At 53.2% G+C, this 14,430-nt stretch carries 12 protein-coding genes and 1 pseudogene; 9 read left to right on the top strand and 4 right to left on the bottom strand.

Going from position 1 to position 14,430, the window contains the following annotated elements; genetic code table 11:
• Positions 1-116 precede the first annotated feature (116 nt).
• The gene (locus AC6I8E_RS22375; RefSeq protein ID WP_497824931.1) at positions 117-284 is read right to left on the bottom strand and encodes a hypothetical protein; all 168 of its coding nucleotides are present in this window, start codon (positions 282-284) and stop codon (positions 117-119) included.
• Positions 285-327: 43 nt separating this feature from the next.
• Here AC6I8E_RS22375 and AC6I8E_RS22370 point away from each other — a divergent pair, with 43 nt between their 5' ends.
• A complete protein-coding gene (locus tag AC6I8E_RS22370) occupies positions 328-492 on the top strand; it encodes a hypothetical protein (RefSeq protein ID WP_156105749.1) in 165 nt (54 codons plus the stop codon).
• Positions 493-569: 77 nt separating this feature from the next.
• Positions 570-3,674 (top strand): efflux RND transporter permease subunit, encoded by a 3,105-nt coding sequence (locus tag AC6I8E_RS22365; protein ID WP_312217294.1) that lies wholly within the window; start codon positions 570-572, stop codon positions 3,672-3,674.
• A 229-nt stretch (positions 3,675-3,903) separates the two neighbouring features.
• Here AC6I8E_RS22365 and AC6I8E_RS22360 read toward each other — a convergent pair whose 3' ends face one another.
• Positions 3,904-4,080, bottom strand: a complete 177-nt coding sequence (locus AC6I8E_RS22360) for a con-10 family general stress protein (RefSeq protein WP_009093122.1) — start codon at positions 4,078-4,080, stop codon at positions 3,904-3,906.
• A gap of 201 nt (positions 4,081-4,281) precedes the next feature.
• Here AC6I8E_RS22360 and AC6I8E_RS22355 point away from each other — a divergent pair, with 201 nt between their 5' ends.
• The 5 genes from AC6I8E_RS22355 to AC6I8E_RS22335 all read left to right on the top strand — a co-directional run bounded on the left by AC6I8E_RS22355 (position 4,282) and on the right by AC6I8E_RS22335 (position 10,232).
• On the top strand, positions 4,282-4,575 hold the full coding sequence (locus tag AC6I8E_RS22355; protein ID WP_013356516.1) for a hypothetical protein: 294 nt from the start codon (positions 4,282-4,284) through the stop codon (positions 4,573-4,575).
• A gap of 446 nt (positions 4,576-5,021) precedes the next feature.
• Positions 5,022-6,995 (top strand): methyl-accepting chemotaxis protein, encoded by a 1,974-nt coding sequence (locus AC6I8E_RS22350; RefSeq protein ID WP_147789867.1) that lies wholly within the window; start codon positions 5,022-5,024, stop codon positions 6,993-6,995.
• A 104-nt stretch (positions 6,996-7,099) separates the two neighbouring features.
• A complete protein-coding gene (ahr, locus tag AC6I8E_RS22345) occupies positions 7,100-8,116 on the top strand; it encodes an NADPH-dependent aldehyde reductase Ahr (RefSeq protein WP_013356519.1) in 1,017 nt (338 codons plus the stop codon).
• A gap of 272 nt (positions 8,117-8,388) precedes the next feature.
• The gene (locus AC6I8E_RS22340) at positions 8,389-9,168 is read left to right on the top strand and encodes an MBL fold metallo-hydrolase (RefSeq protein WP_095708242.1); all 780 of its coding nucleotides are present in this window, start codon (positions 8,389-8,391) and stop codon (positions 9,166-9,168) included.
• Positions 9,169-9,239: 71 nt separating this feature from the next.
• A complete protein-coding gene (locus AC6I8E_RS22335; protein ID WP_147789868.1) occupies positions 9,240-10,232 on the top strand; it encodes a GlxA family transcriptional regulator in 993 nt (330 codons plus the stop codon).
• Between the two features lie 20 nt (positions 10,233-10,252).
• Here the strand turns inward: AC6I8E_RS22335 and AC6I8E_RS22330 are convergent, their stop codons facing one another.
• Positions 10,253-10,654 carry an H-NS family histone-like protein gene (locus AC6I8E_RS22330; protein WP_147789869.1) on the bottom strand — a complete coding sequence of 134 codons (402 nt, stop codon included), beginning with the start codon at positions 10,652-10,654 and terminating at the stop codon, positions 10,253-10,255.
• A 274-nt stretch (positions 10,655-10,928) separates the two neighbouring features.
• On the opposite strand from AC6I8E_RS22330, the gene AC6I8E_RS22325 reads away from it, so the two are divergent.
• Positions 10,929-12,500 carry a sensor domain-containing diguanylate cyclase gene (locus tag AC6I8E_RS22325; RefSeq protein WP_013356523.1) on the top strand — a complete coding sequence of 524 codons (1,572 nt, stop codon included), beginning with the start codon at positions 10,929-10,931 and terminating at the stop codon, positions 12,498-12,500.
• Between the two features lie 54 nt (positions 12,501-12,554).
• Positions 12,555-12,990, top strand: a pseudogene (locus AC6I8E_RS22320) (VOC family protein).
• A gap of 221 nt (positions 12,991-13,211) precedes the next feature.
• Here the strand turns inward: AC6I8E_RS22320 and AC6I8E_RS22315 are convergent.
• Complete coding sequence (locus AC6I8E_RS22315) at positions 13,212-13,613, bottom strand: H-NS family histone-like protein (protein ID WP_013356526.1); 402 nt, start codon at positions 13,611-13,613, stop codon at positions 13,212-13,214.
• Positions 13,614-14,430 lie beyond the last annotated feature (817 nt).

Here is a 14,430-nt window from a genome sequence, read left to right as displayed (position 1 = left end):
CGATCACCGGCAACTACCCGCGACTGAAAACTTATCCTGTTGCCCGCGCCAGCCTTACCTATCAGCAGCATGGCGTAAGAAACATGATTATTTACCGCTTTGCTTTAAATTCCACGCTAAATGTAGTGCCGCACGCCATAAACCGCCCAGAAAATCGCGTTAGCTCCCAGATAAATCCAGCATCCCCAGTAGGCAATAGGTTCACGGCGGGTGTGGAGTTTGGGCAGGAAGATCAGTAAATAGACAGCAGAGGCGATAAGTGAAACGAAGTAGAAAAATTTCATTGTTCTCTCCTGGTTAATATCCTTTATTTCAGGATAGTTAGGGATGACCATTTTGCTCAGTGCATCATCAGATGCATTCCACACCGAGGTTTTTGGCAACCACGCCGGAAGTGACCCGTTCTGGCTGCTACAAAGCGAACTGGCGGCACAGTGTCGCGATCGGCCCGGTTCAGGAAAAGATAACGTCAGGATGTTTAACCGGATGTGACAACCTATAATCAACGCAGTTTGTTGACCTGCAGGAATGCAGGTCTTGTACCCGCCCCAAAGGAAGAGATCCCGCTGATGTTTTCTCGCTTTTTTATTTATCGCCCCGTCTTCGCATGGGTTGTTGCCATTTTAATTATGTTGCTTGGCGCGCTCTCTATTACGCTGCTGCCGGTTGAACAATATCCCGATGTTGCACCGCCCTCGGTGAATATTAGTGCAACTTACACCGGTGCCTCTGCGGAGACGCTGGAGAACAGCGTCACTCAGGTGATTGAGCAGCAGCTGACCGGGCTGGATAATCTGCTCTATTTTACCTCCAGCAGCAGCTCGCAGGGGAATGTGTCGGTCACCGTCACCTTCAGTCAGGGCACCGATCCGGACACCGCGCAGGTGCAGGTGCAGAACAAGGTACAGCAGGCGCTCTCCCGTCTGCCCAGCGAGGTGCAGCAGCTTGGCGTCACCGTGACCAAATCGCAGTCGAACTTCCTGTTGGTGATGGGGCTGTATGACACGACAGGCAAAAGCAACAGCACCGATATCGGCGACTGGCTGGTCAGCAATATGCAGGAGCCGCTGGCCAGGACCGAAGGCGTCGGTGACATCCAGGTGTTCGGCGGCCAGTATGCGATGCGCATCTGGCTCGATCCCTTCAAACTTAACGCCTTTGCGTTGCAGCCCTCCGACGTGTCTGCGGCGATACGCTCGCAGAACATTCAGGTTTCAGCCGGTAAAATTGGTGGTCTGCCATCGCCCGACAATCAGCAACTTACCGCCACGGTCAGAGCGCAGTCGCGACTTCAGACACCTGAGCAATTCCGCAACATCATTGTTAAAAGTGATAAAAGCGGTGCCATCGTGCGGGTAGGGGATGTGGCGCGGGTGGAGCTGGGCGGCGAATCTTATGACATGACCACCCGACTCAACGGGCATCCTGCGGCGGGGGTCGGCGTAATGCTGGCTCCGGGTGCGAATGCGCTGGCCACGGCGACGCTGGTCAAAAACAAAGTTGAAGAATATCGCCATTCTATGCCGGAAGGTTACGAAGTGGCCTATGCCCTCGATAGCACCGATTTCATCAAAATCTCCGTTGAGGATGTGGTCATCACCCTGATCGAGGCGATCGCACTGGTGGTGGTGGTGATGTACCTGTTCCTGCAGAACATCCGCGCCACGCTGATACCGGCGCTGGCGGTGCCGGTCGTTCTGCTTGGCACCTTTGGCGTGCTGGCGCTGTGCGGCTATACCATCAATACTCTGACGCTGTTTGCGATGGTGCTGGCCATCGGCCTGCTGGTGGATGATGCGATCGTGGTGGTGGAAAACGTCGAGCGCATTATGCATGACGAAGGTCTGCCAGCGCGTGAGGCAACGGAAAAGTCGATGAAAGAGATCTCCGGTGCGCTGGTGGCTATTGCGCTGGTGCTTTCCGCTGTCTTTCTGCCTATGGCCTTTTTCGCAGGCTCAACTGGCGTGATCTACCGGCAGTTCTCCGTGACTATCATAGCCGCCATGACCTTCTCTGTGGTGGTGGCGCTGACCCTGACGCCTGCGCTATGTGGCATGCTGCTGCGGCCAACAGCACCCCATCGCAAAGGCTTCTTTGGCGGATTTAACCGCTTTTATGCTGCCACCGAGCGTCAGTATCGTCACAAAGTGGTGAGAACGTTGCGTCGTCCGCTCATCATGGTGTCACTCTACGCCGCAATGGGCGTGGTACTGTTTGTCATGTTCACCCGACTGCCGGGTAGTTTCCTGCCGACTGAAGATCAGGGCAGCATTATGCTTCAGGCGACGTTGCCGGCGGGCGCTACGGCCAGCCGCACCGAGGCCGTCAATAAGCAGATCGTTGACTGGTTTCTGACGGAGGAGAAACAGAACATTGATGTGGTCTTTACCATCAACGGCTTTAACTTCAGCGGCGCAGCGCAGAATGCCGGTATGGCGTTTATCAAGCTTAAAAACTGGGACCAGCGACCCGGCAGTGAGAACTCTGCTGAAGCGATTGCCGGACGCGCCACCTATGCGCTTGCATCGATTCGGGATGCACAGATCTTTGCGCTGACGCCGCCGTCGGTGCCGGGGCTGGGGCAGAATAATGGTTTCACCTATGAGCTGCTGGCCAGTGGTGGCACTACGCGTGAGCAGCTGGGCAGCCTGCGCGATCAGCTGTTACAGAGCGCCGCACAAAGCCCGGATCTGATCGGTGTGCGGGCGAATATCCTGCCACAGACACCGCAACTGCAGATTGATATCGATACCAGCAAAGCGGTGGCGCTTGGACTTCAGCTGGATGATGTGACCGACACGCTGACCAGCGCCTGGGGCGGAGCCTACATTAATGACTTTATCGATCGTGGCCGGGTGAAACGCGTTTATCTGCAGGGCGATGGTCAGTATCGCTCTGCGCCATCGGATCTGGATAAGTGGTACATCCGTAACAGTGAAGGCACCATGACGCCGTTCTCCGCATTTGCTTCGACCCGCTGGACCATGGGGCCGGAAAGTCTTAACCGCTACAACGGTTCTGCCTCCTATGAAATCCAGGGACAGAACGCCGAAGGCTTCAGCTCTGGTGATGCCATGAACACCATTGAGCGGCTGGCGAATGAACTACCGGCAGGCACGACGGGTGCGTGGAGCGGACTTTCGCTGCAGGAGAAGCAGGCCGGCGGGCAGTCGACCACGCTTTATGCGATCTCGATTCTGGTGGTTTTCCTCTGTCTGGCGGCGCTGTATGAGAGCTGGACGGTGCCGTTCTCCGTGCTGTTAGCGGTGCCCCTCGGTGTACTGGGTACGGTGCTGGCCGTGGCGCTGCGCGGATTAAGCAACGATATCTACTTCCAGGTGGCGTTACTGACCACGGTCGGGCTGACGTCCAAAAATGCGATACTGATTATCGAATTTGCCGAGGATGCGGTGCGTCGGGGCAGTTCGCTGAGTGCTGCGGCGTTGCTGGCGGCGCGAACCCGCCTGCGACCGATTATGATGACCTCACTGGCCTTTATCGCCGGGGTGATCCCGCTGGCGGTGGCGACCGGTGCCGGTGCCAACAGCCGCATCGCCATCGGTACCGGTATCATTGGCGGCACGCTGGCGGGTACCGTGCTGGCTCTGTTTTTCGTTCCGCTGTTCTTTGTGCTGGTGAAGCACTACCTGACCCGGCATCGTGACGCAAAATAACCCTCTCAGCTCGTCTGTCGGACAGGACCGGCGGGCTGAAATTACGGCTCCTGCGACTGAAAATAAAGCGTTCCGTCAGACCTGCTATTCGGGTCACGAATAACGGAGAGGTGAAATAGCGTAAAAGTATTTAATGGCAGAGAGAGATAAGGGATGAACATCGTCGTGAATTCATTCAGAAGAGATGCCACTCCATGGCGTAAAACGTCCTAAAGCGCTTTATTCAGAATTACTTAGAAGGGCGGCGACTAATCTTGCCTCCTTTCCGACCGGCTTCCCTGGCTTTTTCATGATCGTTTTTGAAATTGCCCCCACTGACCTTGCCTCCTGCACTGCCAGCTTCACTCGCACGTTCTGGATCGTTGGCAAAATTACCGGCACCACCTCTGTATTTCTGTTGTGTCATAGGAAGACCTCATATCAATGTTCCATTAGATAAAAAGGACTAGCTAGTCACACCAGGAAGCTTAGTCGACCGCTTCGTTTATGCAAATGCACAGCGTTAATACCTTGATAAGTCAGAGATTAAACTTCGGCTGCCTGTTCGCCGCAGCAGGGCAAAGACCGATGAACTACGCTTAAAGGCCTGACGAAAAAGGAGAATGCTATGAGCGACGCGACATTAATCGACACGCTTGAGTTTGGTTCTGACGAGCAGAAGCAGAAATATGAAATCTACGGCGATGATGCACAGACGCCCACTTTTGCTGTGATCTCACGACAGCAGGGCGATGGCTGGCAGAAACTGGAGGAAAAAATCAGCTTCGCCGCGCAGGATGAACAGCAGGAAGCGACGGGATCAATGGGCTACGGTTCCGGCGATACGCTGCCCGATTTACGCGATTTGCCTGCGGAAGCACGGGAGCGCTGCGAGCGGCACTGGCAGGAGCAGAGTGCATAATGAGTAGAGCGCTGCTCATTTTTTAGCGGTGAAGTGGCCTGATGAAGAGAGACGCGTGAAGGCGGCAGAATAACCTTCTGAGCGCTCTCTTTTTCCGACAGCCACAATAAAAGAGACCCAGGTCCTTAAAAACGGATGAGTCTGCATCGCAAAAAGTAATCATCAGTCACCAGCACAGCTTTACATCTGCCCGCCACAGTCCTGTCCCGGCTTATTTTATGCTACTAAAATGTAACAACTTCATTCATTAAACCAACTGCAGCAATCGCTAAAGGTTTTCCCGCTGGTGGCGATAACCCAATGGCGTTGAGCGCGCCACTCAATGATGAACCCGGCACTCAGCGCCGAGTTCTGAACGCGAACGGACCTGCATTTAGCCCTCCTTCTACACACCAGAAAGCGCGAATTTAAGCGCAAGTTACTAATATAAAAGTGAAAATAATAATATGTCGATCATTAAGACGATCAAAAGACGCCTGCCTGTTGCCCGTCTTAGGCGTAGCAGCCAGCCAGCGAATGGCACCTGGGATTGTCGTGCATTGCCAGATTCACTCTCCTCCATTGGTTTAAGCTCGCGCGCGGGCGGCATTCTGATGACATTTGTTCCGCCTGAAGCCGATTTTCAGCGGGTCAGCCAGGCCTGGCAGCGCTTTAACACCCCCGATCTGACGGTACTGACGCTTTCCTCCAATGGTGCGCTGAGCAGCAGCCGATCACAAAGCACCTACTGTGATGGCAATGGCCCGGAAGGAAGCTATCTCTGGCTGCCCGACACGTTGATCGCCAGCCATGAAACGCACATTGTCGATCTGCATGTTGCCGATACGCAGACCGCCAGTCAGCGTATCACCGCCATCCAGCAGGAGCTGATGCGGTTACAGGTGCGGATGCCGCTCTCGGCCGATCGGACTTTTGCGATGATTTACTGCGACGGCCTGTCGGCGTCAGAAGGCTTTCTGATGCAGGCCTGGTATAACAGCGGGCGCTTCCCGTGCCTGGCGATTGGCGGTTCAGCCGGTGGCAAAATTACCTTTGATGGCACCTGGATTGGTGCGGGTGGCAGGGTGCTGCAGGGCAAGGCCGTCATCGTGTTCTGCCAGATAGCAGCAGGAAAATCCTTTGCACCGTTCAAAAGCCAGAACTTCACGCCACGCGAGCAGAGCTGGCTGATTGCTGAAGCCGATCCGATTGCGCGTACGGTCACTTCCGTGTTTAACCGCCAGGGACAGCAGCAGCCGTTTGTGGCGTCGCTGTGTGAGCATCTTAACTGCACCGAGGCGCAGCTGACTGAACGCCTGAAGGGGCTGACCTTTGGTGTCAAAGTCGGCGGCGAATACTTTATTCGCTCAATCGCCAAAATTGAATCGGGTGGCGTGCAGTTTTTCTGTGACCTTGAGTTTGGCGATCGGCTGTTCCTGATGGAAGAAAAAGACTTTAAACAGGCGACACAGCAGGAATGGCAGGCTTTTACCGCCCGGCACGGCAAACCCGCGGCGATTCTGATGAACGACTGTATCCTGCGTCGTGTCGGTAATGCCGATAAGCTGCACAATGCTCATTTCTTCAAAGGGATTGCCGCCGCCGGTTTTTCCAGCTTTGGTGAAATCCTGGGCGTGCCTATCAACCAGACGCTTTCTGCGCTGGTGTTTTTCAATCATGACGTCAAAGCGATGAGCCAGTTCCCGGTGGAGTATGCCGGCTATGCGGCCCATTACGCGCAGCGCGCGTTACGCCGCTGGGAAGCGCTGAACACCATTCAGACGCGGGTGCTGGATCGGGTTATCAACTATCAGCAGGCGCTGACGCCGCTGATGGAGGCGCTACCGGTACTCGAAACGGCGACGCACAGCCAGGGAGAAACGCTGAGCCTTGCAGAAAGCAGTATCCGTAACATCAGCAACATCGCCACTGAGAGTCAGCAGGCGCAGGGCCGGCTGGATGAAGGGCTGGACGATCTGGAAAAAATCTCGAATGGCATTAATGAGATTACACATGGCATCAGCAATATTGCTTTCCAGACCAACATCCTGGCGTTGAATGCCGCCGTCGAAGCAGCACGCGCAGGCGAGGCCGGCCGCGGCTTTGCGGTAGTCGCGGGTGAAGTTCGTCGTCTGGCACATTCGTCGAAAGAGCAGGCCGAAGCCACGGCGAGTAACATTGGCGAGGCGGTCACCACCATCTCACGTATCCGGCTGGTGGCGAGTGACTCGGCGCAGACGGCTGCACAGATGGCGGAGCGCAGTATCAGCGCGGCCGATACGCTGGCGGCCATGAATCAGCAGACCCGACATGAGCGCGCCGACATTGCGAAGCATCTCGGCAGCCTGCGTGAACTGACGCAGGGAATGGATGCGATGCAGGAAGCGGTCGCGCAGCTCAAAGTGTTACAAACGCTTTCCGGGGCGCAGGTTAAAGGCTGATTTATCAGCATAAAAGACAAAAAAGTGCGGTGTAAGCGTAACGGCCAGGCAAGGCAGGCTTTCAGTTGTTACACTTGTCGGTGATTAACCACGCAGAGGTACTAATGAAAATCAAAAGTTATGCAGCCATGCAGGCTGGCCAGGCCCTTGAACTCTATGAGTACGATGCCGCCGAACTGGCAGCCGAAGAAGTCGAAGTCCAGGTCGAATATTGTGGCGTCTGCCACTCAGATCTGTCGATGATCGATAACGAGTGGGGCATCTCTCAGTTCCCGGTGATTGCAGGACATGAAGTGATCGGCCGCATCTCTGCCCTTGGCGAAGCGGCTAAAAGCAAAGGTCTCTCAATCGGCCAGCGTGTAGGAATCGGCTGGACAGCTAAAAGCTGTCAGCACTGCGATGCCTGTATCAACGGCGAGCAGGTTAACTGTCAGCAGGGCAGCATCCCAACCATCATGAATAAGGGTGGTTTTGCCGAGAAGCTGCGCGCCGACTGGCAATGGGTTATCCCGCTGCCGGAAAAACTGGATGCGGCCAGCGCCGGTCCGCTGCTGTGCGGCGGTATTACCGTATTTAAACCGCTGCTGATGAGCAACATTACGGCGACCAGCCGTGTTGGCGTGATCGGTATCGGCGGTCTGGGCCATATCGCGATCAAACTCCTGCACGCGATGGGTGCCGAAGTCGTGGCCTTCAGCTCAACGCCGGATAAGAAGCAGTCGATTCTGGATATGGGTGCGGATGAAGTGGTTAACAGCCGTGATCCTGAAGCCCTGAAGAAGCAGGCGGGTCGTTTTGATCTGATCCTGAGCACCGTGGCAGTCGACCTGGACTGGAAACCTTATTTCGCCGCGCTGGCGCCTCAGGGTAAATTCCACACCGTGGGTGCCGTGATGAAGCCGATTGAAGTCAGCGCGTTTGATCTGATCCTGGGTGACAAAGCGGTAACCGGTTCATCAACCGGCTCACCAGGCCAGCTGCGTTCGCTGCTGCGACTCGCTTCGCGTGCAGATATTGCGCCACAGGTTGAGTTCTTCCCGATGTCAGACATCAATAAAGCGCTGGATCACGTCCGCGCCGGTAAAGCCAATTACCGTGTGGTTCTGAAAGCCGATTTCTGATGCGAACCTGAAATGAACATGCCGCAGCCTGCTGCGGCATTTTTTTGTCCTCATGTTGTCAGCCCTGATACTGAAAATTCGTTTCACACTCAGGTCATGCCCATTTTTCCATCACCCTCAGACTCCAGTCAGCGATACATTCAAAAGTGGCCCGAATCCATCGAACACTGTCCTTTGAGCCTGTCACGCGCAGGTCAGAAAGTGCCGTAAAGTGAATTTATCGCAGCCTGTAAGTCTGGCTGGTGTCAAAGAGACCCTTTGCGGAGCACAAAATGAAACTGACCCAGATTCGTAACGCCACACTGCTGCTGGAGTATGCAGGCAAAAAATTCCTGATCGATCCGATGCTGGCAGATAAAGACGCGTGGCCTGGCTTTGCCGGTAATGCCCGTCCCCATCTGCGCAATCCCATGGCTGAACTGCCTCTCCCGGTTGAGGCACTGCTGGCGGTAGACGCAGTGATTGTCACCCATACACATATGGACCACTGGGACGAGGCCGCGCAGCAGCTGATACCAAAGACGATGATGATCTATAGCCAGAATGAACGTGATGCAGCGCTGATTCGTTCGCAGGGTTTTGCACATGTTCGGGTGCTGCAGGATGAAAATCCGTTTGTTGACGGCCTGACGATCCACAAAACGGAGGGTCAGCATGGCAGCAATGCGTTGTATGCCGACAAAGTCATGGGCGATATTCTGGGCGATGCCTGCGGTCTGGTGTTTACCCATCCGTCCGAAAAAACGCTCTACATTGCCGGGGATACCGTCTGGGTTAAACCTTATGTCAGAACGCTGCAACGTTTTCAGCCGCAGGTCGTGGTAATCAATGCCGGCAATGCGACTAACGATCTCTATGGCCCCATTATTATGGGAAAGGAGGATACGCTGCGCACCCTCAATATTCTGCCTGAAGCGACTCTGGTGACTTCGCACATGGAAGCGATTAACCATTGTCTGTTGACACGCGCTGAACTGCGCGCTTACACCCTGGAACAGGGTATTGCTGACCGGGTACTGATCCCGGAAGATGGTGAAGCAATGACATTCTGAGCATCGTCGTCCTGAACCGGCACAGCTACGCGGTAAGGGCTAAATCATGCGTTTCATAAAAAGGGGATAAGATGACTGCTCTGAACGTCGCGGTGCTGGCAACGGCCGGTTTTAGTCCGTTTCATTTTTCAGTTCCCTGCATTCTGTTCGGCTCTGCTCTCCCGCAGCAGGGTCTGTTTCAGATTGATATCTGCGCAGAAAAAAAAGGCCCGGTGAACTCAGATATGGGGCTGTCAATCATGGAGGCAAACGGGCTCGGCCTGCTCGATCGGGCCGATATCATTATTGTGCCATACTGGCATAATCCGGCTGAAAAACCGTCGCAGGCGCTGCTGGATAAGCTGGTAGCTGCCTGGCAGCGTGGCGCAGAGGTGGTCGGACTTTGTCTGGGGACTTACGTACTGGCTTATGCAGGCCTGCTTGATCAGCATCGTGCTGCTACTCACTGGGAATTTGAGCGCGATTTCAGCGAACGCTTTCCACAGGTTCACCTCGACAGCAATGCCCTTTATACCCGGGACGATCGTCTGATCACCTCTGCCGGCACCGCGGCGGGTATCGACTGCTGTCTGGACATCATTCGTCAGCACTATGGCAGCGCTGTAGCGAATCGGGTCGCCAGGCGTATGGTGGTGCCGCCTTACCGTGAAGGTGGGCAGGCGCAGTTTATTGAGCGGCCGGTTCCGGAAACGACCCGCGACGGCAGGATCAATGCGCTGCTGGCCTCCCTGCGAGAGACTATCCATCAGCCGCAGGATCTCGACACCCTGTCACAGTCGCTTGGTATGAGCAGGCGGACGCTGACGCGCCATTTTCACAAGGCGACGGGCATGTCACTGGGTGAGTGGCTGACTGCTGAGCGTCTGCAGCATAGTCAGCAGTTACTCGAAACCACCGGTATCAGTATTGAAAGCGTGGCAGCAAGGGCAGGTTTTGATTCGCCTGTTTCATTCCGGCAGCGTTTCAAATCCCGGTTTGGCGTCACTCCCAGTGAGTGGCGCCGGACGTTTCGCGGTCCACAGCCGGAGATGAACAACGCGAGAGTTGCGGAAGATAATGTGTGATCCGGCAGGAATTCTTGCGACTAAAGCAGGAAATCATCCAGCGACTGGCCATTTTCAATCGCCGCCTTAATGACGGAGGGAGTACGGCCCTGACCCGTCCATTCGCGTACCTGATCATTTTCATCGGTGTAACGATATTTCGCCGGACGTTTCGCGCGTTTCTTTTTCCCGGATACCGCAATAGCATCGCTATTCACCAGTTCCGCCGGATTGATCCCTTCCTCCATTAACAGCTCATGATAAAAAGCCAGTTTCTCCGCTTTTTCACGGGCTTCTGCCGCTCGTGCGTTTTCCTCATCACGACGCTCATTTACCACGGTCTCTAATTTCTGGCGCAACTCTTCGAGCATATCCAAAGCCATATTGCGCGCCTCTGCACGAAGCGTGCGGATATTATTCAGGCTGCTCAGGTTCTTAGTCATAAAATTCCTCAAATACTCAAGTTAATCAATAAAGTGCAAATTATTCAGCCACCAAGGGTAACATTTACCTGCCTGAGAATTGAAGCTTAAATGTGGGTTAATTCGCTATAAATCCTGCATTATGGATACCGGTTGAGCCATTTAAGGAGAGGATTTAAGCAAATTATGCTGGTTTAATAGGGATTGTCATTATCGAAGCGGTATTGCGGGATTTGCATTCTTGCTTTTGACTAACTGTGCTTAAATCAGTCAACAGGGTTTATCAAGGACAGGCATGAAGTTTCGCCGTAAAAATGATGGTTCTGCGCCAGAAATTTCGCCGCTGCTGAGAAGCATTATGCTCTCAGGCGTATTGCTCACCGTGGCGGTAATTGGATTGAATCTTTGGACGCTGCGGGAAGACTGGAATGAAACCGTCCGTAAAGCTGAGGATACGGCCGTGAATCTTTCACTGTCGCAGGCGCGTCAGGCTGACGATACGTTTCTGCAAACCGAACTTTCATTGCGCGAAGTGCAACGCGAGCTTGAAAAGCAGCTCGCCACCACCGGCGCAGAGGGTAAGGCGCTGAGTCAGACAATGCATCTGTTGCAGAGCCGCCTGCCGCAACTTCACGGCCTGTTCTACTATGATGAGCGGGGCCGATGGATAGCCACCTCGATGAGCAGAATACCGCCAGGCGTTGATAATTCCGATCGTGAGTATTTCGATTATCATCGCGCCAGCCCGCGCAATAACCTGCATATCGGCCCGGTCATTCGCAGCCGTACTACGCACGAGCTGGTCATTCCGGTTACCCTGCGCGTCAATGATGCTTACAACGGTTTTAAGGGTGTTTTGCTCGCCACCATCAAAGTGGACTACTTTCGCCGTTTCTATAGCTACTACGAACTCAGCGATGGGGATGTGCTGGTGCTGATGCTGGCAGACAGTACGGTCCTTTACGCCCGGCCAATGCCCGATAGCTATATCGGCAAAAATCTTTCAGTGAGTCCGCTGTTCATGAAGATCCTGGCGAATTCGGATAAAGGCAGCGGTCAGTGGACGGCTGCGCTTGATGGTAAAAAACGCATCTTCGGCTTTGTCCGTTCACAGCGATATCCGCTGGTGGTAGCCGCGGGTTACGACAAGCGAGCGCTGTTTAACCACTGGCTAAAGAGCTGGGTACAGGATTTGATTCTGAGCCTCGCTCTGCTACTTGTTATTCTTTTACTGGGTACGTTTGTGCTGCGTCAGGCGCGCCATACGCTGCGTTATCAGCGTGAACTGACACGGTTACGTGATGAGCTGACTGCAGCGAATCGCTCCCTGGAAAATCAGGCACAGAGTGACGGGCTGACAGGAGTGGCTAACCGTCGCCATTTCGACCACATGCTGACAGAAAGCCTGCTGAATGCGGAACTGAGTGGCCTGCCCGTGTCACTGATTCTGTTTGATATCGACTATTTCAAACGTTACAACGACACTTATGGCCATGTTGCCGGTGACGACTGCCTGAAAAAAGTCGCCACCGTTCTGAAGCACGCCGCCCGGCGCAAAAACGAGCTCACCGCCCGCTATGGCGGCGAAGAGTTTGCCATCATTCTGTCTGAACAACCGCTGTCCACTGCAGTAGACCTGGCGGAGTCCATCATCGCAGCCGTTAATCGGCTCGCTATTCCGCATATGACTACTGAGCTGCCGCAAAAGCACGTCACCCTGAGTGCTGGCTGTGCCATGTATTTCGCTACTGATTTACAGCATGGGAAACAGGGGCTTATAAAGCGCGCGGATGAGGCTTTGTATCGTGCGAAACGGGCAGGGCGCAATCGGGTAATGTGTGAAGAACGTCCGGCTAAGCACGCATGATGAAATTCTGAACTGCCCTGTGGCACGATGATCGCTCAACTTCAACAGGGAGCGATCATGTCAGACGATACCGGTTCCACTCATCTTGCACTGGTACGCGATTCAGTAAAGAGCGTGGATTTTTATCGCCGTTATGCCGGATGCGGGTAATACATCGGCGAGAATCGGGCGTTGCGGACGCGCAGAAAATCGCATGGCTGTCAGAACTGACCGGACCTTTTGCTCTGGTGCTGGTGCAATCAGATAACAGTAACAGTACGCCGCTGGGGCCTTTGGGTCGTATTGGCTTAGCCTGCGGCCGTCGCGAAGAGATAGATGAACAGGTGGCAATTTCGCGTCGCGAAGGGGTATTACGCAGCAGTCTGAAATAACCGTTAGTTACCGGGCATTCTTTGGCGACCCTGATGGTAATACGCCCGAACTTTCATTTGGCCAGCAGAACGGGTTGGAAATCATCATCGCACGTGTTTCCCGGTCTGTTGTAAATTGATAAAACGGCTAAGGTAAGTGAATGAAACCTTTTATCTGCAGCGAAATTGCGCAGAGCATTTCGGAAATTACATTCAGGTTAGTTTCTGTGCATGATTGTGTATAAAGATGGATAAGCAGCGTATGTACAGGCAGGGGAAGTATGAAGTTAGTGTTTTTCGTCTGTTGCTGATAAAGAACCGCCTGAGCAACGTCAGGCGGTTCTCATCCAGGCATCCTGAATTAGATCAGAAAATCGTCCAGCGATTTACCTGCATCGATGGCTGATTTAATCGCCGAAGGGGTACGGCCCTGACCTGTCCACTGCTTAACGTCACCATTCTCGTCGGTATACTGATATTTAGCCGGACGAGGCGCACGTTTTTTCTTCTCAGCGGGAGTAGTCGGCATACCATTTAACAGTTCGTTAGGGTCGATACCTTCCTGCAACAGTAATTCACGGTATTTTGCCAGCTTCTCAGCTTTTTCACGATTAGCCGCTTCAGAAGCCTGAGCTTCTTCACGTCGCTCACTGACCACAACCGACAGTTTTTCCAGCATTTCTTCCAGGGCAGCAAGGTCAAGCTCGCGAGCATTTGCGCGGAGGGTACGGATATTATTCAAGCTGTTGAGAGTGTCACTCATCAAAGTCACCATAGTCATGTTCAGATAATAAAAATACAGAGCGGATTCACGCTGATGCTTTTCGTCGGACCTGCTTTTCTTAAAATGCTTGCCTTCGAAGAATCATAATACAGAACCAATAGTTCAACCTTAACATATTAATCTGTTTCTGAGAGAGTTGAAACTCTATTTAACGCATGCTGGTTAAACAAAAGTAAATTTACGCCATTTTTTTACTCACTTCACTCAAATGGCTAAAACCCGTATTACCTGAGACGTGGGGGGTAATTTAGCAGGGTTATGGATTAATCGTGCTGGTTTTTGTGCAGTGTCAGCGGAGTCGCTTCGCTATTCGCATGCTTTTCCTGAGAAAGAGGATAACGTCAGCTGCAAAGCTCACACGCAGCTACTGCTCAGAGCAATGATGCTGTGCGTAATTTCGCTGTAAAAATCCTGCTATGAATTATTTCGCTAATTTATTGTCAAAAAAGCTGATTCAGCATCATAGTGGTAAGTTCATGATAATAGTTTAATTTATTTATACCTCCCTGTTTTTTTCAGGAACGTAACATAACGCATAGCAGTGCTGCGAAATTGTCTGCCGATTGGTTTAAATATGCGTGAAAAATGCCGTGCACTCACACAGATGGATACGGGTTAAGCAGAATCATCGCCTGCCTGCTGCCATTAAAATGATTATTTACGGTAATAATTACCCTTTGTTCATTCAGCATCTGCAGCTAATAAGCCCACGACATGCTGTGGATTCAAGCCTGAATGCCATTTTTCTCCAGGATTATTGCTTAAGTCTCATTAAATCAAGCATTTATTTGCACAA

It is taken from the genome of Pantoea sp. X-Soil-YNGN-785 (genome assembly GCF_059730585.1).
Note: the sequence above shows the minus strand (reverse complement) of the source record. Positions and strands in the feature narration are given on the sequence as shown.